Raw genomic sequence first — 21687 nt, 5'->3', positions numbered from 1 at the left:
CGTGGAGAACCGGTTACGCGACTCGGTAACGGCCCGTGCGGGCCTCCCAGTCGAGGTAGCCGGTCAGCCAGGCGGCCAGTCCGTCGGCGTAGCGCTGGGCGAGTTGGCTCTCGTCCGGACCCAGCTCCAACTCCCGATAGGTGCGCGGAAGTTCGTCTGCCAACTGGGTGAAGCGTTGGACCATCTGCTGGGCCTCGGCGAGGACCGCGGAACCGGCCTCCGCCAGCGAGCAGTCACGTTCGCGCTGGACGATCATGACCAGGTTGTTCACGTCGCCGCGTGAGGCCTCCTGCTGGTACGAGCGTACGTCGTTGCTCAGCGAGGGTATGTCGGCCGCCAGTTGCCGCAGCTGTCTGAGGTGCGGACAGTGGAAGGCGGCGGGCGTCACCTCGAAGCGGCCGACGCGTTCGACCATGTCGAGCACGGTTTCCATCGCCGCCGTGCCCCGGCGCAGGATCAAGTACCCCTCCCGGTCCGGCGGCTGGCCGCCGAGCCGGCCCGCCGCCTCGGCCGGGTGGCTGGCGAGGTACCACTCCCAGTTGTAGGTGGCGCGGGCCCGCCAGCGGTCCGACATGCCGTCGGTGATGCGCTCCCAGAGGTCCTCGAAGGCGCTGGTGCAGGGTGATCGGCCGGGGGTCGGGTGCCGGCCGTGCAGGACGCCGGTGAGCTCGTCGCAGATCGCGGCCACATCGGCGGGGCGCCGTCCGAGCGGTCCGTCGAACTGGTCGTCGAACAGGAAGTAGAAGCCCATCAGATCGGTGGCGAGGGCGAGTTCATCGGGACCGCAGTCGGGGTAGCTGAGGGAGGCCAGACCGGGGACGTCCCAGCGGGCGTATCCGCTCGGGCTGAGCCGGCTGCCGAGCATGGCGTGGGTGTCCAGCCATTGCCGGTGGCGTGCCTCTGCCTCGGCGCGGTGTGGGCTGAGGCGTGGGGGGAGGGGCAGGTCGAGTGTGGGCGCATCGGACATCGGACTCCCGGGGAGGAGAGGGTGGGTGATGCTGCTGGGGGCTCTGCTGCTGTTGTGCTGGGTGTCAAGATCCACGGGTCTCCTGCGGGCCGCAGAGTATCTGATCACACCATCAGATGGCATGACTGTCGCAGCAATTGCCCTCGGCACGTGAGCTTGAACCCTTATCAGCGCTCGGGCCTGCGCGAACGGTGCTCACGCGGACCGATCCGACGATAGCCTCGCAGCAGGATTGCAGAGCGGTGAGGCGGAGGGACCGACGGTGACCGAACAGGGGAGCGACTGGGTGGTGCAGGGCGAGCGGCCGGACCCGGCGGAGATCGATCCGAGCTTGCCACACCTGCATGAGCGCGAGCAGGCCACCCGAGTCGCGGAGCAGGCCATCGACACGCTCTGCCGCGAGTTCGCGGCCGGCGGCGTCGAGCTCGGCTCGCTGCTCCTCTACAGCGGTGAGCCCGGACTGGGCAAGACCAGCATGCTCCAGCGGGTCCGCACCCTGGCCAAGCGGCGCGGCGGCTGCACGGTGCTGAACGCCCGGGGCGCCGAGGTGCGAAGGAACGAGCCGTTCCACGTGCTGACGCAGCTGCTCCAGCCGGCCCTGCTGGCGCTGACGCCCGCCGAGCAGAAGGAGGCCTTCGGCCACTGGATCGACATCGCCGGCCCGGCCGTCGGGATGGTCAAGCCGACCGCCGCCGAGCCCGACCCGCAGAGCGTGCGCGACGGCCTGGACTACGTGGTGACCCAACTCGCCCGGCTGAAGGCGCCGCTGGTGATGCTGGTGGACGACCTCCAGTGGGCCGACGCGGAGTCCTTCGCCTGGCTGGAGTCGTTCGCGGTGCGCTCGCCGGAACTGCCGGTGCTCCTGGTGATCGCCTGGCGCTCCGGCCAACTCCCCGAGGAGGCCCACGCCTTCCGCACCCTGGTGGCCGGCAACTCGCACCGCCACCTGGAGTTCAAGGGCCTGAGCCCGGCCTCGGTCGAGAAGCTGGTGCGCGCGGCCTACCCGGACACCGCCGAGGACTACTTCTGCCGCCAGGTCTGGGCGGTCACCGCGGGCAGCCCGTACCTCACCAACGCCCTGCTGGCCAAGGTCCGCGAGCGCGGTATCGAGCCGGTCGAGGAGTCCGTCTCGCTGCTGCACGACCTGGCCGCCGAGGCCAAGGGCATGACCCGCGAGCTCTGGCTCGCCAAGCTCGGCGTCAGCACGCTGACCTTCGCCTACGCCGCCGCGATCCTCGGCACCCAGATCGTGCCGGGCGTGGCGGCCCGGATCGCCGGCCAGACCCCGGCCGCGGCGGCCGAGGCGATCTCCGAGCTGCGCCGCCACCAGGTGCTGACCGGACCGGCGGACGGCCCGCTGGAGTTCGTCCACCCGCTGGTCGCCACCTCGATCTACCGCTCGATCCGCACGGGTACCCGCACCGCCATGCACGGCAAGGCCGCTGCCGAGGTGGAGCTCGCGGGCCGGCCCCTGACGGAGGCCACCCGCCACCTGCTGGAGACCCACGGCGAGGGCGACCCCGAGGTGGTCGCCAAGCTGCGCCGGGCGGCCCGCGAGCACCTGGCCGTCGGAGCCCCCGCCGCCGCGAAGCGCTGCCTGGAGCGGGCGTTGGAGGAGCCGCCGGAGGACGACGACCGGGCCGCGGTGATCTACGAACTCGGCTGCTCGGCGCTGCTCACCGACCCGGTCACCACCGTCAACCAGCTGCGTCTCGCACTGGAGACCGAAGGGCTGACCGACGAACTGCGGGTTGACGCCACCTTCCGGCTCTCCGAGGTGCTCGCCCACAGCGGCCAGCTCGTCGAGGCGGCCCGGCTCACCCTCGACGAGGCCGAGCACACCGCGCCCGGCGACGGCCGGCTGCGCCTGGAGGTGGCGCACTACATCTGGGCGGCCTTCCAGCGCGACGAGGAGGACGGCCCCGACCGCTCCGCGCGGCTCGGCCGGCTGAGCGCCCAGCTGACCGGCGACGGCGTCAACGCCCGGGCCGCCCGCGCCGTGCGCGCCTGGGACCTGACGCTCCAGGGCGAGAGCGCCGTCGACGCGCTGGAGCTGGTCGACTCCGCGCTGCTGGACGGCCGGCTGCCGGCGGGCCTGGCCTGGACGAACAGCAACTGGGGCCTGGAGCTGCCCGGGATCATCGGCCTGACCTACGTCTACACGGACCGCCTCGACCGCGCCGAGAAGCTCTTCGAGGAGGCCATCCGGGCCTTCGAGGTGGCCGGTTGGGGCGGTGGCCACCTGGGCTTCGCGTACTTCCTGATGGGGCTGGCCCGGTTCCGGCGCGGCGCGCTGGCGGAGGCCGAGGAGTTCCTGCGCAGTGCCCTGCGGATCGCCCGCCGGCTGGGCACCGACCTGCCGTTGCAGTGGGACGCCGTCGGCGTGCTGGCCGACACGCTGCTGGCCCGCGGCCGGACGGCGGAGGCCTGGCAGCTGGCCTGCGACTACGGCTTCGCACCGCCGTACCACCCGACCGCGATGGTGCTGCCGGACGCGCCGACGCTCTACGGCAAGCTGCGGCTGGCCCAGGGCGACCGCGAGTGCGCGGCCGGGGTGCTGCGCGGGGTGGGCGCGCAACTGACGGACCGTGGCTGGCGCAACACCATCTGGGCGCCGTGGGTCGGCCACCTGGCCGTCGCCGTCCACCCGGTGGATCCGGTCGAGGCGCGCGAGCTGGCCGAACAGGGCCTGGCGCAGGCGCGCCGGTTCGGCACCGCGCTGCGGATGGCGGCCGCGGTGGCCGAGGGGCAGCGGGCGGTGGAGCTGCTGGAGGAGTCCGTCCGGCAGCTCGGCCGCTCCCCGGTCGGCTACGAACACGCCTACTCGCTCGTCGAGTTGGGTGCCGCCCTGCGCAGGGTGGGCCGGCTGGGGGACGCCACCGAGCACCTGCACCAGGGCATGGAGCTGGCGGTGGAGTGCAACGCCGACGGTCTGGTGGCGCGGGCCCGCGAGGAGCTCAAGGCCTCCGGCCTGCGGCCCAACCGGCTGCGGACCACCAGCAAGGACGCGCTGAGCCACGGGGAGTGGGAGGTGGCCGAGATCGCCGTCGGCGGCCTCTCCGCGCTGGAGATCGCCGAGCGGCTGGACCTCCCGTTGAGCCTGGTCAACCGCCGGCTGGCGGCCGTCCACCGCAAGACCGGCACCAACCACGAGGGCCTGGCCGCGGCGCTCGGCCTGCAGAAGAACCGCCCGGACGACGCCGCTCGGTAGGCCTCACGCGGGCCGGTCGGCGCGTGGCGCCCGCGCGCTGACCGACCGGGAATCCAGAGTCAGGCTCTAGGCTGATCGCGAAAAGGGACAGAACCCGCCAAATCCAGCAGTGCAGAGACGAGGAGCAGCAGATGCCGCTGACATCCGGACAGGGAACCGGCCGGACCACGCCGGTGGAGGTCTCGCACGCGCCGCTGGAGTCCGGCGGCGCGGGTGCGGCCATCCAGCGGTGGACGCTACGGGCGGGCGCGGTCGAGGTGACGGTGCTGACCCTGGGCGCGACCCTGCACACCGTCCGGACCCCGGACCGCACCGGCGCGGTGGCCCAACTCCTGCTCAGCTCGGAGTCGCTGAGCGCGATCCTGGGCCCGGCCCGGCACTACGGCGCCACCGTCGGCCGGTACGCCAACCGGATCGCGGACAGCCGGATCACCCTGGACGGCGTCGACCACCCGCTCGCCCCGACCGGCAATGGCGTCACCCTGCACGGCGGCCCGGACGGCTTCGCCAACCGGATCTGGTCCGCGGAGCCGGTTGCGGACGGCGAGCGGGCGGGCGTCCGGTTGAGCCTGCACAGCCCCGACGGCGACCAGGGCTTCCCCGGCGCGCTGGACGTCCGGGTCGACTATCTACTCGCCCCGGACGGCGAGTTGGCCATCGAGTACCACGCCGTCACGACCCGCGTCACGGTGCTCAACCTGACCAACCACGCCTACTTCAACCTGGCCGGCGAGGGCAGCGGCGACATCCTCGGCCACCTGCTCACCCTGGACGCCGACGCCTACACCCCGGTCGACCAGCGGCAGATCCCGTACGGCCCGTACGAGCCGGTGGCCGGCACCCCGTTCGACTTCACCAGCGCGACGCCGATCGGCAAGGGCATCGCCGAAGACCACCCGCAGCTGGTCGGCCCCGGGGGCTACGACCACAACTGGGTGCTGCGCCCGCGCCCGGCCGACGGCTCGCCCGCGCGGGCCGCCCTGTTGGAGGACCCGGTCTCCGGGCGGACCCTGGAGGTGCTGACCACCGAGCCGGGTCTTCAGGTCTACACGGCCAACAGCTTCCAGGGCGCGGTGACCGGCGAGAGCGGCGTGGCGTACGGGCCGTTCTCCGGGGTCGCGTTGGAGACCCAGCACCACCCCGACTCGCCGCACCACCCGGCCTATCCGTCCACCGTGCTGCGCCCGGGCGAGGAGTTCCGCTCGGTGACTCTCCTGCGCTTCAGCCCCAGTTTCCCCCCGGGACACGCGGTATGACTAGTATCACTGCGTCAAAGGTCCCGCCCCAGACGGATGGCCGTCCCCGGCCGCCGCCCCTCCTGAGGAGAGTCCCCTGCGCGCGCGTGGAGCCTCCAAACCCAGGCGTTCGCGCCTCTCCCTGCGGACAGCCCTGCTCGTGCTGGCCATCGTCCCCAGCATCGCGCTCGCCGCACTCTGGGCGGTCACCACGGGCCAGACCATGTTCGACTTCCATCGCCAGGCCGCTCAGGGACTGCTCGCGCAGAAGGCCGGGCAGCCGTCGAACATCGTCTACTACAACCTGCAGGAGGAGCGTCGGCTCACCGCCGAGCAGCTCGCCCGGCCGGGCAGCGTCAGCGACCAGCTGATCAACCAGCGCCGGTTGACGGACGACGCGGTGCGCACCTTCCAGACGCTCTCCGACGTGGACTCCACCGGCGCCCCGACCGAGGTCCGCAACGCGGTGGACCAGGCCCGCCAGGCGATGACCCAGCTCCCGGCGCACCGCGCCGCGGTCGACCAGGGCATCGCCGACCAGCAGACCACCTTCACGTACTACACCGACCTGATCACGGTCGACCTCCAGCTCTTCACCGCGCTCAGCCACGTGGAGAACGGCGAGGTCACCTATGTCTCGCGCACGCTGGTGGCCAGCTTCTGGGCCAAGGAGATGCTTGCCCGCGAGGACGCGCTGCTGGCCCGCGGCTGGCCGTCCGGCAAGCTCAGCAGCGGTGACTACCAGCAGGTCCAGCAGGCCATCAGCGACCAGGCGTTCCTCTACACCACGATGGTCGTGCCCTACCTGCCCGCCAACGAGAGCGCCGGCTGGCAGCGGCTCACCGCCGGCATCCCCTGGCAGTCCAAGGCCTCCGTCGAGCAGGAGCTGATGCGGCCCAGTACGGCGGACGGCGACGGCGACGTCCAGCTCCCGCCGGACGAGGCCCAGTGGCGCCAGGCCGTCGACCTGGTCACCCCGCAGGTCGTCTCGCTGCTGCAGAGCCGCACCGACTCCGTGATCGCCACCGGCAAGGACAGCGTCCTCTCACTGCTCCTCAAGGTCGTCCTGACCAGCGTCGTTGGCCTGCTGGCCGTCATCGCGGTGATCATCACCTCCTGGCGCCTGGTCCGCACGCTGCGCCGCCGGATCCTCGCTCTGCACGACCGGGCCCAGGAGCTGGAACTCACTCTGCCCACGGTCGTGGAGCGGCTGAGCCACGGCGAGCACGTGGACCTGGAGGCCGAGCGCCGGGTGACCGTCACCGACGACGTGCGCCGCGGCGGCGACGAGCTCAGCCGGCTGGGCCGGGCGCTCAACCTCGCCCGGGACAGCGCGCTGGAGGCCGCCGTCCGGCAGGCGCAGCAGCACCGCGGCTTCGAGCGGCTGCTCCAACGGATCGCCCGCCGCACCCAGTTGCTGATCGGCCTCCAGCTCAAGAAGCTGGACGAGATGGAGCGCCGCCACGAGGACCCCGAGGTGCTGCAGGGCCTCTTCGACCTCGACCACCTGACGGCCCGGCTGCGCCGCTACGAGGAGAACCTGGTGATCCTCGCCGGCGGCCAGCCGCAGCGCCGCTGGCGCAAGCCCGTCCCGCTGCTGGACGTGCTGCGCGCCGCCCAGGGCGAGGTGCAGGACTACAAGCGGATCATGCTCGACGTCGAGGGTGACCCGTGGATCTCCGAGCGCGCGGTGGGCTCGGTGGTGCACGTGCTCGCCGAGTTGATGGAGAACGCCGCCACCTTCTCCAAGCCGCCCACACCGGTGGAGGTCCGGGCCGCGCTGGTCGGCCGGGGCCTGGCGATCGAGATCGAGGACCGCGGGCTCGGCATGGAGCCCGAGCAGTACGACCTGGCGAACGAGCTGATCCGCAACCCTCCCCGGATGGACGTGCTGGAGCAGGCCGACGACGTCCGGCTCGGCCTCTACGTGGTCGCCCGGCTGGCCGACGGCCTCGGGCTGAAGGTGGAGTTCCGGGCCTCCGCGTTCGGCGGCACCCGTGCGGTCGTGCTGATCCCGGCCGAGCTGGTCACCGACGGCGCCGAGCGCGCGCCGGCCGAGACGGCGACGTCCGTCGAACCGGTCGAGCCGGTGGCGCTGCCCGCGCGCACGCGTGGGCGGGCGCTGGCGGCCGGCACGGTGAGCACGGTCCCGGCGCTGCCGGCCGCGCCCGCTGCGGAGGTCGCTGCCGATCCCGTCGGGTCCGAGTCGGTGTCGGTCGTGTCCGTGGTGTCCGTCGAGCCCGAACCCGTGGAGGCGCCGCTGCCGCGGCCGTCCTGGGCGGCGGCCCGCGGCGAGGACCACGGGCACACCGCCGAGACTCCTGAGCCGCCGCTGCCGCAGCGGATCCGCCAGGCCAGCCTGGTGGCCGAGTTGCGCACCCCCGAGCCCGCCGCCCCTGCCTCGGCCCCTGACCATGCCCCGTCGGCCGTCCCCGCCGGCCGTCCGGACGGGCTGCCGACCCGCTCGGGCGCGGCGATCGGCGCCTTCCAGCGCCAGTCCCGGGCGGCCCGCGTCCCCGGTCAGAGCTCCGGCGACACGAGCCCCGGCCTCCCGCTCCCCGGTGAGCCGACTCCCGACCCCCACACCCCTACGACGGAAGACCGGTCATGACGCGCACCATCGCCACCCACCAGGACCTGGACTGGCTGCTGGACGGACTCGTCGACGCGGTGGTCGGCACCCGTCACGCCGTCCTGCTCTCCGACGACGGCCTGGTGGTCAGCCACTCCCGCGACATCGAACGGGCGGACGCCGAGCGGCTGGCCGCCGTCGCCACCGGCCAGCAGAGCCTGGCCCGCGGCGTCGGCCAGCTCTTCGACGGCGGCCAGGTCCACCAGGTGATCGTCGAACTGGCCGACCTCTGGCTCTTCGTCACCGCGGCCGGCCAGGGCACCCACCTGGCGGTGATCGCCTCCCAGGACGTCGACGCCGAGGTGATGTCGGTGGCCATGCACACCCTGGTCCAGCAGGTCGGGCAGAAGCTCGGCACCGCGATCCGGGGCGGCCAGTAGTGACGACCCCGCACTGGAGCGAGGAGGAGGCGGTCGACGACGGATCGGACTCGATGGTCCGTCCGTACACCATCACCCGCGGCCGCACCGCGCCCGAGCGGGACGACCTCACCCTGATCACCGTGCTGACGACGGTCCAGGAGCCCGGCGACACCGGCCGGCAGAGCGCGCGGCTCCAGCCCGAGCACCGGGTGATCCTGGACCGCTGCCGCCAACCGGCGGCCGTGGCCGAGGTGGCGGCCGACCTGGACCTGCCGGTCTCGGTCACCAAGATCCTGTTGGGCGACCTGATCGCCCAGGGCCTGTTGCTGGCCCGCGCCCCGCTCTCGGTCGCCCGGGCGAGTGGCGGCATGGACATCGGTTTGCTGACCGCCGTACGTGACGGACTCCGGAGACTCTGAACATGAGCACCACTCAGGCGGATCCCGCCGCCGCCCCCGCGGCCGTGAAGATCCTCATCGCAGGCGGCTTCGGCGTGGGCAAGACGACCCTGGTCGGCTCGGTCAGCGAGGTCGCCCCGCTGCGCACCGAGGAGTACCTGACCCGGGCCAGCGTCGGCGTCGACGACCTGGACGGCGTGGACGAGAAGGACACCACCACCGTCGCCCTCGACTTCGGGCGGATCACCATCGGCACCGAGCTGGTGGTCTACCTGTTCGGCACCCCCGGCCAGGAGCGCTTCTGGTTCATGTGGAACGACCTGGTGAACGGCGCCCTCGGCGGCATCGTGATCGCCGACACCCGGCGGCTGGACAGTAGCTTCGCCTCGATCGACTTCTTCGAGAGCCGCGGTATCCCGTTCGTGGTGGCGATCAACTGCTTCCACGGCCGCAACACCCGCAGCCCGCAGGAGATCCGGGCCGCGCTCGACCTGGACCCGCAGGTCCCGATGCTGCTCGGCGACGTCCGCGAGCGCGCGTTCGGCCGCGATCTACTGCTCGCGCTGGTGGACCATCTGATGAACCTTTCGGTGCCGCAGCCCGTCGCGCTCTGCTAACCGGCCTGAGGACAGTCGGCCTCGTATTCCTCCGTCCATGCCTCCAACGCGTTCTGGTCGGACGTGAGGGTGTCCTCGGCCGCTTGCAGGACTGCTTTCGCCGTCGCCACGGCGGCCGGGTCGGGGTTCGGTGAGTTCTGCAGCGCGGTGAGATGCGTCTGTGCGGCCTCTACGGTTCGACCGTCCGCAAGAATGGATTTCTGGATTGCGGTGATCGTGCGCGCCATGAGGGCGCAGATGTCACCCGGGCTTCCCGGCATGGCGATTCCTCCCGTGTTCCCGCTGGCTGTGCTCCGCACGACGCGGCTCCGGGCGTCTGGGCTCCGGGCGTCTTGGCTTCGCACGTCGGTATATCCAGCGTCGCACCCACGGACAGCCGATGCATCTGGGCACCCTCGACCGCTGCTGGCTGGATGGAGGAGAGGTGATGACTCCTCCATCCATGCCGCCCCGGTCAGGGAAGACGGTCAGGACAGACTCTGGCTGCCACTGCCGGACAACGTTCCGCTCTCGGTGCTGTGCCAGTACACGTTGCTGACCGCACACGAGGTGTACACGGTGCCGCTGGGCTGCTGCCAGTCGTTGATGTTGAACGAGCGGTCGTCGCCACAGCCGTAGCTGTACGAGGTGAAGTAGATCCGCTCGTCGGTGCTGCCCCCACTGATGCGCCAGGACCAGCTGCTGGAGCCGCCACCACCGCAGATGGTGACCGTCGAGCCGTAGTTGGTCGTGCCGGTGTCGTAGCAGGACGAGGCCTGGGCCTGGCTCGCGCCGAACCCGATCAGGCCAGTGGTGCAGGCGGCGGTCGCGGCGAGCATCGCTGCGGCTTTCCTGATGCGCATGGGTACTGTCTCCTGACTGTCCCGAACAGGGGCGCTCTTGCGGCCCTGACAGGCAGGTTGCGGGCCGGCCGGGTGTCCAACCACGGTTTTGGACGACCCCGGACGACCCTGAACGACCTCGCACTGCCCCGCACGGGAAGTCGGCTCCGCCGACTTCCCGGACCTGAGGATGCGTCGTCCGGCGTGGAGCACGGCTCAGCAGTCCGGGGCGAACCGGATTCCGTAGTCGTCGAGCCAGGAGATCAGCTCGCTCCGGTGGGCCCGGACGAGCCGCCCGCCGGTGAAGCGCGGGTCGCCGGTCACCTCGGCGACGATGCCGGCGGGCGGTTCGAAGGCGTCCGACTCCTCGTCCGTGCTGAACTCCGCCTCGGCCAGGACGAGGCCGTGTAGCGGCGGATCGAAGACGTCGACGCCCAGCGGCGGGAAGCTCAGGCGCGTCTTGGTCAGCACCGCGGCGGGCAGGGTGGCGAACACGTCGTACTCGGCCTGGGACAGGTAGGTGTTCGTGATCGTGCCCTGCACGGGACCCGGCCGGTCGGCGGGCACCTTCTGGGTGAGCTTGAACTCCGGCCGGCCCGGGGCCGGATGGTCCACCCGGCGCAGACGCAGACGCGTCCCGGTCAGATAGCGGTCGGTGATCCGTCGCACCTCGTGTGCGTCCGAGGCTTGCGGCGCGCCGGCCAGCAGGAACCGTCGTTCCCGCTCCACGAGGGCGTACTTCCCCGCGCGTTCGGACGCCCTGCCGCTGTGCGCGTTCGATGGACGGGAGGGCTGGTCCGGCTTCGGTTCGCTCATGATCGGGATCATCTCGCACGAAGCGGCTTCCGGGGGAGGCCGGGAGCTGCGCGTGGGTTTAGTCTGGCTGGTCTGGCCGGTCTGATCTGGGGGTTTGTGGGTGCGGTCCGTTCTTCGTGCCATCCATGTGTGTGATGGAGCTGCCGTTGTCGTCATCGCCGGCTTCGGGTTCGCCGAGGATGCGGAGGCCGGTGCAGGTCCGGTGGTCATGGTCACGGTGTGCGAGGAGCACCGGGACGTGGTCGGCCCGTGGTTGGCAGGTCTCCACTCGGTGGTGTGCGACGACGGCAGTGTCGGTGAGGCGTGCGGCTGGGTTCGCGACTTCCGCGCGCATGAGGTCGTCCTTCGGGCTCATGTCGACGCATGGCTCGGCCCGCTGACCGGTCTCGACCTCGCCGACTACGACGGGTGGGCGGCCTTCCTCACCGCAGCGTGCGAGCAGCTTCGAGTCCGGCACGGTCTCGCCTGCGGGCAACTGGGCAGCGGCGCTGTCGGGAGTATCGCCATGGCTGCGGAGTGCGAGTCCGACGGCAGCGGCCTCGAAGGCGCGTTGTTCTTCCTGGGGCATGCCGAAGTGCTGGCTGCCAGAGGCATGATCACCGATGGTGAGGCGTGCTGCTGCTGAGTACTTGGGGAGGTCGGAGTCAGACCGTTCCGAAGTCGCCCGCCTTGACGCCCGCCACGAACGCGGCGAACGCGGTGGCGGGGAGGAGCAGGGCGGGGCCTGCGGGGTCCTTGGAGTCGCGGAGGGGGACGGTGTCGGTGAACTGACCGTCGGCGATTTCGATGCAGTTACCGCCCTCGCCGGTGCTGAGACTCGACTTACGCCACCGGGCGCCGGTCAGATCGATGCTCATGAATACAAGTCCTGTCTGACTTGGCGGATCAGGTCCATGGAAGCAACCTGCGAGAGAGCTGCGACCTGCAGTAGAGCGTACTGGCGCTGCCACGGGCCAACGACTGCTTTGTCCCGTTCCAACCAACCCCGTCGCAGGGACTCCGCATATCCGACCACCGAACTGTCAGGAAGGGTCAGAAGCGTCAACGGTGCGCCCAGCGGCGCACGTTCACCGAGCGCTGTCGGCGCTACCTGAAGGGCCACGTTGGGACGATCGGCAGTGGTCAGGAGGTGATCCAACTGTTCGCGCATCACCACGGGTCCGCCGACCGGCCGCCGCAACACACTCTCGTCGATGACCGCGAAGACGAAGGCCGGTGTCTCAGCCGTGATGATCTGCTGCCGGTCGAGTCGCAGAGCGAGACGTTCCTCAACGGTGTCAATGTCGTCGTCCCGCTGGATGCCCACAGCACTGAGCAGCGCACGGGCATAAGCGGGAGTCTGGAGTAGCCCCGGCATATAGGTGGTTTCGAAGATCCGCAGCTCAGTCGCCCTGGCTTCTTCGGCGACGTAGTCGACGAACCCTTCTGGGAAGACCAGCTCCAGGCGCTTCTTGACGTATGGCATGAGGTAGGCGAGAGCGCCGCCGGTCCGCAGGATCGCGTCGCAGGTCGCGGCGAAGTCCTCCTTCGGCGGGCGCGTTCCGCTCTCCACCTTGCTGATGAAGCTCGCGTCACAAGGGACCTTGGCCGCGAGCTGGGGCTGCGACAGCTCCCGCAACTCCCGGTAGTGGCGGAGCATCCCGCCGAAGAGCGAGCCGGGGGACTCGCTCGGATCCAGTTCGTTCTTCCGACCACCCATCGCGGGCCCCCATCGTGCCGTGCGCCTCTTCGGATCTGTCCGTGCCCGGGCGGATCGGTCAAGATCTCGCCCCTGGTGAGGCTACGTCAATCTGCCGATGCTGGAAGCAATCAGTCACCGATTGGTGACGGTACGACATATGAGCGAACGGATCACCCCATGGCATCAGAGCTCTCCAGAATCACAGCGGCAGCCCGCAAACAGGCGGTCGACGCCGTCCGCGAGTTGACCTCCCTCCTCTCCGACGCCGGACTCGTCCTGCCCTCGCTCGCCGTGGACTGGCACGAGGGGCGGTTCACCGGGGACGTCCTCGTCGACCTGGGCCGGGCTCGGGCCGACGTCGTCATGGAACTGGTCGGCCTGCTCCGGGAGGGACTGGACGCCCGTGGCAGGCAGTCGAGTTGAGAGCCCAGACGCGCGGATGGTCCGCGAGCTCCGGGAGGCCGCCGAGCGGGCCGTCGCCGCGATGGTGGACGCTCTCGCACTGGCCGGCCTGCCGCCGCTGGTCTCCCTCACCGCCGGGCGTATCACCCTCTTTGCCGAGGGCGTCCACGTGGAGATCGGCGGCTGCAACGTCCGTACTCTTCAGGCGATCGCCGACCACATCGCCGCGCACGCGGGCTGCCTCGGCCGGGTCGTCCGGGGTGAGACCGTGCCCACTGGGCTGGCCGAACTGCCCTGTGTGCGAGGGGAGCTGAGGTGAGAGCGCCCCGTAAGAGCGCCATGACCATCGGGACCTACCGGGTCACCGGCGAGGGCCGGCGCATCGACGTCTCACCCCGCGAAGTCGTCGAGGCGGACCGCCCGTCCTACAACCCGCTCACCTGGCCCTCCTGCCGCTGCCCGCGCTGCCGCACGGAGGCGCCGTCCGGCCCGGCGGCCTGACCGCCGCCGCATTTCGTGCGAGGGCATCGAGCCGACGCTCGATGCCCGGCTCACGGCGCAGGTCTGGCTGCACCGTCGCTGAAGCAGTCAAGCACTGGGGACGTCCGCCTTCGCCGCGATGAGCATGCTGCGGGGGATGACCACGAGGCGTTCGTCCGGGCTGATCGAGACCCCGGCCGGCAACTGGGTGCCCAGGGATGCGGTGAGATCACGCCCGATGACGGCGATGTCATCGTTGTCCGGAGTAGTTCCGGTCATCCGCCGGCGTGGAACGAGCGGCGGTAGGTGTCGGGCGGGACGCCGACGGTCCGTTTGAACTGGCGGCGCAGGGTTGTGGCGGTGCCCATGCCGCTGGCGACGGCGATCGCCTGGATGCTCTCGTCGGTGGACTCCAGGAGTTCCTGGGCGCGGCGGACGCGCTGGGTCAGGAGCCACTGGATCGGGGTCTGCCCGATCGCCGCGTGGAACTGGCGTCCGAGATGGCGCGGGCTCGTGTTCGCCTGCCGTGCCATGTCGACCACGGTCAGCGGTTGGTCCAGCCGCCGCTGGACCCAGCTGAGTAGCTGGGCGAGTCCGTGGTCGGCTCTGACCTGCACCGGGGTGGTCACGAACTGGGCCTGGCCGCCGGGCCGGTGCAGGGGCATGACGAGGCGGCGGGCGACGGAGTTGGCGATGGCGGCGCCGTGGTCGAGGTGGATCAGGTGCAGGCACAGGTCCACGGCGGCGGCCTTGCCCGCGGCGGTGAGCACGCTGCCGTTGTCCGTGTAGAGCACGTCGGGGTCGACCAGGGCGTGCGGATGGCGTGCACTCAGTTCGGCGGCGTGGGCCCAGTGGGTGGTGGCGCGCCGGCCGTCCAGCAGGCCCGCGGCGCCGAGCAGGAACGCTCCGGTGCAGAGCGAGGCGATCCGGGCCCCCGACGCGTGGGCCGCCCGGACGGCCTCGATCAGCTCCGGTGGCGGCGGATCGTCGATGTCCGCGCAGGCGGGGACGATCACGGTGTCGGCGTCGGCCAGGCGTTCCAGCCCGTGCTCCGGTTCGACCGTGAACGGGCCGACCCGCACCGGCCCGGGCCCGCAGAGCAGCACGTCGTACCAGCCGTTCACCGCCTCGCGCGGGGGGTTGCCGAAGATCTCGTAGGCCACCCCCAGCTCGAAGTGCAGGAGGCCTGCGGTGGCCAGGAGCGCGACAGTTGGCATGTCCGAAAGTGTACGGGTGCTGTCGTTCCGGACCATCACCGTCGAGGCCCGCCGGGCAAGAGACTGGGTGCACCAGGAGATCGAGAACACCGAGTACGGGGAGAACGACAATGCGCACGAAGCCTGCTGCCGTAGTGGTTTACGGCGCGACGGGACACACCGGCCGCTTCGTCGTGGCCGAACTGCGCAGGCGCGGCTTCGCCACCGTCCTCTCCGGCCGGGACGCGGCTCGGCTGGAGGCGCTGGCGGCCGAGCGGGCGGACGTGGACGCGGACGTGGAGGCGGACGTGGTGGTGCGGCCCGCTACCGTCGACGATCCGGCCTCGCTGGACCGGGCACTGGCCGGCGCCGCGGCCGTCGTCAACTGCGCCGGACCGTTCGCGCTGACGGCGGGTCCGCTCGTGGAGGCGGCCCTGCGCGCGGGGATCCCGTACGTCGACGTCGCGGCGGAGATCGAGGCGAATGCCGCGATGTTCGCCGACTACGCGCAGGCGGCCCGGAGGGCGGGGACGCCCGTGCTGCCGGCGATGGCCTTCTACGGCGGGTTGGGAGACCTGTTGGTGACCGCGCTGCTGGGGGAGCGGACCACCGCGGATGTCGTGCACGTCGCGTACGGGCTGAGCAGCTGGCACCCGACGCCGGGCACCCGGGAGGCGGGCGCGGTGTCCCATCGCCGTCGCGCGGGCCGGCGGGTGCGGTTCGCGGACGGCGCGCTGCGCTACCACGACGACCCGGTGGCGCGGCAGGACTGGCACTTCCCGCAGCCGCTGGGCCGGCGGGCGGTGATCGCGGAGTTCACCATGGCCGATGTCGTCACCGTGCCGAGCCACCTGGCCGTGCCCGAGGTCCGGACCTACATGAGCGTCGAAGCCGCCGGCGACCTGGCCGGGCAGGACACGCCGGCGCCGGAGCCGGTCGACGCCCTGGGGCGTTCGGACCAGACGTTCGTCGTCGACGTCCTGGTCGACGCGGGCGGTGTCGAGCGGCGCGCCACGGCCCGTGGCCGGGACATCTACGCGGTCACCGCGCCGCTGGTGGTGGAGGCCGTCGAGCGCATCCTGGACGGGCGGACGCGGACCGCGGGCGTCGCCTCGGCCGGCGCGATGTTCGACGCGGCGGACTTCCTGCGGGCGCTGGCCCCGCACGTGTCGGTCGATCTTCCGCACTGACGGGCCCCGCACGGTGCCGGCTGCCCGTCAGGCCCCGGGAGCCGCCGCTCCCAGGGCCTGATCGGCTACGTCAGCTGTTGCGTCAGCTGTGCTTCCAGCTCACCGAGAAGCTGCCGCCGCCGGAGAGGGCGGAGGTGGTGGCCTTGGTGGTGCTGCCGTCGGCCATCGTGATGGCGTCGGGGGAGAAGTTGCCGATCGGCTGGCCGTTCGCGGTGGCGCTGGTGAACGACACGGTGTGGAAGTTGGTCAGCGGCAGCGCGCCCGAACTGTCGGACGGCGCCTCGGCGATGATCTCGGCGGAGGCGAGGGCCGCGTTCTTCAGGGTCTTGTTCTCGGTCTTGGTCCAGCCCTGGGTGGTGTCCGAGAGCTTGAGCGTGAACGAGCCGCTGCCGTTGGTGGTGACGGACGACGTGAAGTGGTCGCCGGGGCGCACGGTGTTGCTGAAGTTCACGGGGTAGGCCGGGTACATCTCGTACCAGGCGTAGTACTGCGGGGAGCCGCCGGAGCAGTCGACCTCGCTGCCGGTCTGCTCGACCGAGTTGCTGCCGTCGCCGTCCAGGCCGATCCAGAAGCTGGAGTAGGTGTCGGAGCCGGTGCAGCTCGCCGCCGGCTGGACCCAACTGGCGGTGACGGACGTGAACTTGGAGCCGGTCGCGGAGTACCCGGCCCAGTTGCTGCTGGTGCTGTTGAGCACGTGGCTGTGCGGGCCGACCAGGTGCGGGGTCGCCGAGGCGTTGGGGGCCTGGACGATCGCGGGCGCGGAGGCGGCGAGTGCGGGCCCTGCGGTGCCGAGGACCGCGAGCAGGGCTGCGGAGACGGCCAGGGTGCGGCGACGTGCAGCGGGCATGACGAACTCCCTTGTGGGGGCGCAGGGAGGCTCACCCGACGGACTGAGGGGATCGGGTGGGCCGACCGTTTTGACGGCGTGTCGACAACAGTAGGGGAGGGAGCCGGTGGGCTGATGTTACGGATATGCAAATCTTCTGATCGCCGTCACCGACACGCTGATTTGCGTCAGTTGGACATGTTCCGTTCAAGACTCTGTTGCCCGACCATGGTGGAACACGACGCACGGCGGCCCCCATGCTGCTTCTCGGCAACCCGCCTACGCGCGTAGCGATGCCTCAACATCCCCACACGACGAGGAGCTTGACGCATGATCAATGCACGGATGTCCGCAGGTCGGGACGGGTACCGACGGGCCCTGGCGGGGCTTGCCGCCACCGCCGTCCTGGCCGCCCTCGGCACGGTCGCCGCCGGCCACCCCGCCGTCGCCGCCGCCCAGGCCCCCGCCGCCCAGGCCGCCCCCACGGCCAAGACGCCCGCCGCGACCACCGCGAGCGCCCAGCACCGCGTCCTGTTCGACAACACCAAGGCCGAGACGGCCGGCAACGCCGACTGGATCATCAGCACCAGCCAGCCGGACCCGCTCGCGGAGAACGCCAACCCGCAGACCGAGAGTGACTGGACCGGCGCGCTCTCCGCCTGGGGCGTGGCCCTGCAGAAGACCGGCCGCTACAGCCTGAAGACGCTGCCCGCCGGCAACACCATCAGCTACGGCAACGCGTCCAACCCGCTGGACCTCAGCAACTTCGACACCTTCGTGGTGGACGAGCCCAACAGCCAGATGAGCGCCGCCGAGAAGAGCGCGCTGATGCTGTTCGTCCAGAACGGCGGCGGCCTCTTCCTGATCTCCGACCACACCGGCAGCGACCGCAACAACGACGGCTGGGACTCGCCGAAGATCATCAACGACCTGCTGACGAACAACGGCGTCGACAACACCGACCCGTTCGGCTTCTCGGTCGACCTCAAGAACATCGTCACCGACAACCCGCGGGCCGTCAGCGACGCCTCGAACCCGGTGCTCAACGGCCCGTTCGGTACCGTCACCGGCAGCATCCTGCGTAACGGCACCACCTTCACGCTCAACCCGGCCGACAACCCGGCGGTCAAGGGGCTGCTCTACCTGAGCACCGGCGCGAGCGGCGGCAACACCAACGCCTTCTTCGTCACCAGCGGCTTCGGCAAGGGCAGAGTCGCGATCTGGGGCGACAGTTCGACCGTCGACGACGGTACGGGCCAGAGCGGCAACACCCTCTACGACGGCTGGGACGACCCGGCGGGCACCGACGCCGCACTCGCCCTGAACGCCACCGAGTGGCTCTCCACCGGTTCGGGCGGCGGCACCACCGGCGGCGTCAGCGTCACCACCCCGGGCGCGCAGAGTGCGACCGTCGGCACCGCCGCGAGCCTGCAGCTCGCCGCGAGCGACACTGCCGGCGGGACGCTGAGCTGGACGGCGAGCGGGCTGCCCGCCGGGCTGTCCGTCAACTCCGCCACCGGCCTGATCAGCGGCACCCCGACCACCGCCGGCAGCTACAACGTCACGGTCACCGCCACCGACTCCAGCGGCCCGTCCGGTTCGGCCGCCTTCACCTGGACGGTCGGCACGGGCGGCGGCAGCGGCTGCACCCCGGCCCAGCTGCTCGGCAACCCCGGCTTCGAGAGCGGCAGCGCCGCACCGTGGACGCTCGGCGGCTCGGCCCGGCTGAACAGCGGCGGCACCGAGCCGGCGCACAGCGGCAGCGAGGACGTCTGGCTGGACGGCCACGGCAGCGCGCACACCGACACGCTCGCCCAGACGGTGACCGTGCCGACCGGCTGCACCAACGCGACGTTCAGCTACTGGCTGCACGTCGACACCGCCGAGACCAGCACCAGCAAGGCCTACGACACGCTCAGCGTCCAGGTGCTGAACAGCTCCGGGACGGTGCTCTCCACGCTCGCGAGCTACTCCAACCTGAACGCGGGCGCCGGCTACGTCCAGCACAGCTTCAACCTGGCGGCGTACGCCGGACAGACCGTCACCCTGAAGTTCAGCGGCACCGAGGACTACACCAAGCAGACCTCGTTCGTGGTGGACGACACCGCGCTCAACCTGTCCTGACAGCACGGTGCGGCCTGCTCCCCCGAGGGGAGCAGGCCGCACCGCGGTGGGTCAGCCCTGGATGGTGCCGGCCACCTCGCCGAAGCCGATCCGCACGCCGTCCGCGCCGGGCGCGGTGGCGCGCAGCGTGACGGTGTCGCCGTCCTCCAGGAAGGTCCGGGTGGAGCCGTCCGGCAGGGTCAGCGGGTCGCGCCCGTTCCAGGTCAGCTCGATCAGCGAGCCGCGCTGGTCGGCCTCGGTGCCGGAGACCGTCCCGGAGGCGTACAGGTCGCCGGTGCGCAGCGAGGCGCCGTTGACCGTCATGTGCGCCAGCATCTGGGCGGGCGACCAGTAGGTGCCGGCGAACGGCGGGCGCGAGACGGTGTGCCCGTTGAGGTCCACCTCGATCTGCAGGTCCAGGCCCCAGGACTGCTTCTCCGCCAGGTACGGCAGCGGCTCCGGCAGCTGGACGGGCGTCTGCACGCGCGCCGCCTCCAGGGCCGCCAGCGGGACCACCCAGGCGGAGATCGAGGTCGCGAAGGACTTGCCGAGGAACGGGCCGAGCGGCACGTACTCCCAGGCCTGCACGTCGCGGGCGCTCCAGTCGTTGACCAGCACCGCGCCGAAGACGTGCTCGGCGAAGTCGTCCACGCCGACCGCCTCGCCGAGCGAGGAGCCCGCGCCGACGACGAAGCCGACCTCGGCCTCGATGTCCAGCTTCACGGACGGGCCGAAGACCGGCGCCGCGTCGTCGGGGCCCTTGCGCTGGCCGCTGGGGCGGCGCACGTCCGTGCCGGAGACCACCACGGTGCCGGCCCGGCCGTGGTAGCCGACCGGCAGGTGCTTCCAGTTGGGCAGCAGCGCCTCGCCGTTCGGGCGGAAGATCCGGCCCAGGTTGGTCGCGTGGTTCTCCGAGGCGTAGAAGTCGACGTAGTCGGCGACCTCGATCGGCAGGTGCAGCCGCACCTCGTCGATCCGGTGCAGGTTGGACTCCACCAGGCGGCGCTCGCCCTCGGTGGTCAGCAGCGTGGTGACCCGGTCGCGGACGTAGGCCCACTCGGCCGGGCCGCGGCGCAGGAACGCGTTCAGCGAACCGCTGGCCAGCGCGGCGCCGAGCGAGGTGCCGGCCCAGATCGCGGCCAGGTCGAGCACCCGCTCGCCGATCGCGACGCCGACCCGCGGTTCGCCCACGGGGTGCCCGCCGCGCAGCGGCGTGAAGACGCCGTAGGGCAGGTTCTGCACCGGGAAGTCGGAACCCTCGGGAACCGGGACCCAGGTCTGAAGGGGGGCCGTCACTTGCTTCCACCGTCCTGCGGGCCGCGCCCGCTCCAGCTCCATGCGTATGTGCCGTCGTCGCTCGCCCGGCCGCCCTCGGCGATCTCCAGCGGGCGGAAGGTGTCCACCATCACCGCCAGCTCGTCGAAGAACTCGGCGCCGATGCTGCGCTCGTAGGCGCCCGGCTGCGGGCCGTGGGTGTGGCCGCCGGGGTGCAGCGAGATCGAGCCCTGGCCGATGCCGGAGCCCTTGCGGGCCTCGTAGTCCCCGCCGCAGTAGAACATCACCTCGTCGCTGTCCACATTGGAGTGGTAGTACGGGACGGGGATCGACAGCGGGTGGTAGTCCACCTTGCGCGGCACGAAGTTGCAGATCACGAAGTTGTTGCCCTCGAAGACCTGGTGGGCCGGTGGCGGCTGGTGGATCCGGCCGGTGATCGGCTCGTAGTCGCTGATGTTGAAGGCGTACGGGTACAGGCAGCCGTCCCAGCCGACCACGTCGAACGGGTGGGTGGGGGTCACGAAGACCGTCCCGGCCACGCCCTCGCTGCCGTTGCCGCGGTGCTTGACGTAGATCTCGGTATCACCGCTCTCGTTCGAGAGCAGTGGTCCGACCGGGCCGCGCAGGTCGCGCTCGCAGAACGGCGCGTGCTCCAGCAGCTGCCCGAACTTCGAGAGGTAGCGCTTGGCGGGGGTGATGTGGCTGTTGGCCTCGATCGCGTAGAGCCGCAGCGGCTGGTCGCCGGTCGGCACCCAGCGGTGCGTGGTGGCCCGGGGCACGATCAGGTAGTCGCCCTGGCCGGCCTCGATCGTCCCGAAGACCGTCTCCAGCGTGCCGGTGCCGGACTCCACGTAGACGCACTCGTCGCCTATGGCGTTGCGGTAGAGCGGCGAGGGCTGACCGCAGGCGACGTAGGCGATCCGGACGTCGGCGTTGGCCAGGACGACCCGCCGGCCGCGCACGGCGTCGGTCTGGCGCCACTCCTCGCCCGGGAAGAGGTCGTGCAGCTTGAAGTGGAACGGCTTCAGCGGGTGGTTCGGCTCCGGCTTGCCCTGCGGCAGGGCCCAGACCCGGCTGTCCACCAGCGCGGACGGGATGGCGCGGTGGTAGAGCAGTGAGGAGTCGGAGGAGAAGCCCTCCTCGCCCATCAGCTCCTCGTAGTAGAGGCCGCCGTCCTCGTTCCGGTGCTGGGTGTGCCTTTTGGGCGGCACCGTGCCGACGGTGCGGTAGTACGCCATAGTGCGCCTCCTGAGCGACTGGCCCTGGACTGCGCCGGCCAGGGCTTGTCCGCCCTTTGGGTGGGGGCGAACAGACCAATCCCAAGGCCAGCGGGCCTGTGGTGTCAAGGACCGGCCGATTTCGACCGGGGCCGCGGGCCCCGACGCGGTCAGGACGCGCGGCGGCAACTCTCCGGACACGCGGATGTAACGATCCCCAGGATCTTGCAGAAACTTGCTGCAAGGGCTTTCAGCGGC

23 protein-coding genes are annotated in these 21687 nt (G+C 71.3%); 12 read left to right on the top strand and 11 right to left on the bottom strand.

The annotated features are described in order from the left end of the window. Window positions 1–13: 13 nt before the first annotated feature. Entirely contained in the window at window positions 14–967 is a 954-nt protein-coding gene (locus tag BS80_RS30660) for a terpene synthase family protein (RefSeq protein ID WP_035806300.1), read from the bottom strand. A 262-nt stretch (window positions 968–1229) separates the two neighbouring features. Here BS80_RS30660 and BS80_RS30655 point away from each other — a divergent pair, with 262 nt between their 5' ends. The 6 genes from BS80_RS30655 to BS80_RS30630 all read left to right on the top strand — a co-directional run bounded on the left by BS80_RS30655 (window position 1230) and on the right by BS80_RS30630 (window position 9422). Beyond that, a complete protein-coding gene (locus tag BS80_RS30655; protein ID WP_063772119.1) occupies window positions 1230–4178 on the top strand; it encodes an ATP-binding protein in 2949 nt (982 codons plus the stop codon). A 131-nt stretch (window positions 4179–4309) separates the two neighbouring features. After that, complete coding sequence (locus tag BS80_RS30650) at window positions 4310–5434, top strand: aldose epimerase family protein (RefSeq protein ID WP_083975580.1); 1125 nt, start codon at window positions 4310–4312, stop codon at window positions 5432–5434. Window positions 5435–5573: 139 nt separating this feature from the next. After that, window positions 5574–8024 (top strand): sensor histidine kinase, encoded by a 2451-nt coding sequence (locus BS80_RS30645; protein WP_232246720.1) that lies wholly within the window; start codon window positions 5574–5576, stop codon window positions 8022–8024. Beyond that, complete coding sequence (locus BS80_RS30640) at window positions 8021–8425, top strand: roadblock/LC7 domain-containing protein (RefSeq protein WP_035804430.1); 405 nt, start codon at window positions 8021–8023, stop codon at window positions 8423–8425. The genes BS80_RS30645 and BS80_RS30640 overlap by 4 nt, the downstream gene beginning before the upstream one ends. A 53-nt stretch (window positions 8426–8478) precedes the next feature. Beyond that, a complete protein-coding gene (locus tag BS80_RS30635; RefSeq protein ID WP_035806293.1) occupies window positions 8479–8826 on the top strand; it encodes a DUF742 domain-containing protein in 348 nt (115 codons plus the stop codon). A 2-nt stretch (window positions 8827–8828) separates the two neighbouring features. Continuing rightward, window positions 8829–9422, top strand: coding sequence for a GTP-binding protein (locus BS80_RS30630; RefSeq protein WP_035804427.1), 594 nt, complete (start codon window positions 8829–8831; stop codon window positions 9420–9422). Here the strand turns inward: BS80_RS30630 and BS80_RS30625 are convergent. The 3 genes from BS80_RS30625 to BS80_RS30615 all read right to left on the bottom strand — a co-directional run bounded on the left by BS80_RS30625 (window position 9419) and on the right by BS80_RS30615 (window position 11059). Then, entirely contained in the window at window positions 9419–9682 is a 264-nt protein-coding gene (locus tag BS80_RS30625) for a hypothetical protein (protein WP_035804425.1), read from the bottom strand. The two genes, BS80_RS30630 and BS80_RS30625, sit on opposite strands and share 4 nt — an antisense overlap. A gap of 207 nt (window positions 9683–9889) precedes the next feature. After that, window positions 9890–10264, bottom strand: coding sequence for a hypothetical protein (locus BS80_RS30620; RefSeq protein ID WP_157536708.1), 375 nt, complete (start codon window positions 10262–10264; stop codon window positions 9890–9892). A gap of 195 nt (window positions 10265–10459) precedes the next feature. After that, window positions 10460–11059 carry a CYTH domain-containing protein gene (locus tag BS80_RS30615; protein ID WP_051967687.1) on the bottom strand — a complete coding sequence of 200 codons (600 nt, stop codon included), beginning with the start codon at window positions 11057–11059 and terminating at the stop codon, window positions 10460–10462. A gap of 100 nt (window positions 11060–11159) precedes the next feature. Here BS80_RS30615 and BS80_RS38270 point away from each other — a divergent pair, with 100 nt between their 5' ends. After that, window positions 11160–11684: a hypothetical protein gene (locus BS80_RS38270; protein WP_157536707.1), complete on the top strand. Its 525-nt coding sequence runs from the start codon at window positions 11160–11162 to the stop codon at window positions 11682–11684. 19 nt (window positions 11685–11703) lie between these two features. Here BS80_RS38270 and BS80_RS30605 read toward each other — a convergent pair whose 3' ends face one another. Both BS80_RS30605 and BS80_RS30600 read right to left on the bottom strand, forming a co-directional pair. After that, complete coding sequence (locus BS80_RS30605; protein ID WP_035804422.1) at window positions 11704–11916, bottom strand: DUF397 domain-containing protein; 213 nt, start codon at window positions 11914–11916, stop codon at window positions 11704–11706. After that, the gene (locus BS80_RS30600) at window positions 11913–12758 is read right to left on the bottom strand and encodes a helix-turn-helix domain-containing protein (protein ID WP_035804420.1); all 846 of its coding nucleotides are present in this window, start codon (window positions 12756–12758) and stop codon (window positions 11913–11915) included. Before BS80_RS30600 ends, BS80_RS30605 begins: the two co-directional genes overlap by 4 nt. Before the next feature lie 159 nt (window positions 12759–12917). On the opposite strand from BS80_RS30600, the gene BS80_RS30595 reads away from it, so the two are divergent. From BS80_RS30595 to BS80_RS41285, 3 genes are read left to right on the top strand one after another with little or no spacing between them, the layout of a single operon-like run. Further along, entirely contained in the window at window positions 12918–13163 is a 246-nt protein-coding gene (locus tag BS80_RS30595; protein ID WP_035804418.1) for a hypothetical protein, read from the top strand. A 16-nt stretch (window positions 13164–13179) separates the two neighbouring features. Continuing rightward, window positions 13180–13461 (top strand): hypothetical protein, encoded by a 282-nt coding sequence (locus tag BS80_RS30590; protein WP_035804416.1) that lies wholly within the window; start codon window positions 13180–13182, stop codon window positions 13459–13461. After that, a complete protein-coding gene (locus BS80_RS41285) occupies window positions 13458–13643 on the top strand; it encodes a hypothetical protein (RefSeq protein WP_157536706.1) in 186 nt (61 codons plus the stop codon). Before BS80_RS30590 ends, BS80_RS41285 begins: the two co-directional genes overlap by 4 nt. A gap of 87 nt (window positions 13644–13730) precedes the next feature. Here BS80_RS41285 and BS80_RS41280 read toward each other — a convergent pair whose 3' ends face one another. Further along, entirely contained in the window at window positions 13731–13901 is a 171-nt protein-coding gene (locus BS80_RS41280) for a hypothetical protein (RefSeq protein ID WP_157536705.1), read from the bottom strand. Continuing rightward, window positions 13898–14839 carry a helix-turn-helix domain-containing protein gene (locus BS80_RS30585; RefSeq protein ID WP_035806286.1) on the bottom strand — a complete coding sequence of 314 codons (942 nt, stop codon included), beginning with the start codon at window positions 14837–14839 and terminating at the stop codon, window positions 13898–13900. Before BS80_RS30585 ends, BS80_RS41280 begins: the two co-directional genes overlap by 4 nt. Window positions 14840–14949: 110 nt before the next feature. Between BS80_RS30585 and BS80_RS30580 the strand changes: the two genes are divergently transcribed. Continuing rightward, complete coding sequence (locus BS80_RS30580; protein ID WP_035804414.1) at window positions 14950–16008, top strand: saccharopine dehydrogenase NADP-binding domain-containing protein; 1059 nt, start codon at window positions 14950–14952, stop codon at window positions 16006–16008. An 82-nt stretch (window positions 16009–16090) separates the two neighbouring features. Here BS80_RS30580 and BS80_RS30575 read toward each other — a convergent pair whose 3' ends face one another. Continuing rightward, window positions 16091–16855: a G1 family glutamic endopeptidase gene (locus BS80_RS30575; protein ID WP_035804412.1), complete on the bottom strand. Its 765-nt coding sequence runs from the start codon at window positions 16853–16855 to the stop codon at window positions 16091–16093. Window positions 16856–17179: 324 nt separating this feature from the next. On the opposite strand from BS80_RS30575, the gene BS80_RS39940 reads away from it, so the two are divergent. Beyond that, entirely contained in the window at window positions 17180–18958 is a 1779-nt protein-coding gene (locus tag BS80_RS39940; RefSeq protein ID WP_051967686.1) for a putative Ig domain-containing protein, read from the top strand. A gap of 51 nt (window positions 18959–19009) precedes the next feature. Here the strand turns inward: BS80_RS39940 and fahA are convergent, their stop codons facing one another. Then, a complete protein-coding gene (gene fahA / locus BS80_RS30565) occupies window positions 19010–20275 on the bottom strand; it encodes a fumarylacetoacetase (protein WP_051967436.1) in 1266 nt (421 codons plus the stop codon). Continuing rightward, on the bottom strand, window positions 20230–21450 hold the full coding sequence (locus tag BS80_RS30560; RefSeq protein ID WP_035804408.1) for a homogentisate 1,2-dioxygenase: 1221 nt from the start codon (window positions 21448–21450) through the stop codon (window positions 20230–20232). The genes fahA and BS80_RS30560 overlap by 46 nt, the downstream gene beginning before the upstream one ends. Window positions 21451–21687 lie beyond the last annotated feature (237 nt).

It is taken from the genome of Kitasatospora mediocidica KCTC 9733 (assembly GCF_000744225.1).
GTDB lineage: Bacteria > Actinomycetota > Actinomycetes > Streptomycetales > Streptomycetaceae > Kitasatospora > Kitasatospora mediocidica.
This window is presented reverse-complemented; position numbering and strand designations above follow the sequence as displayed.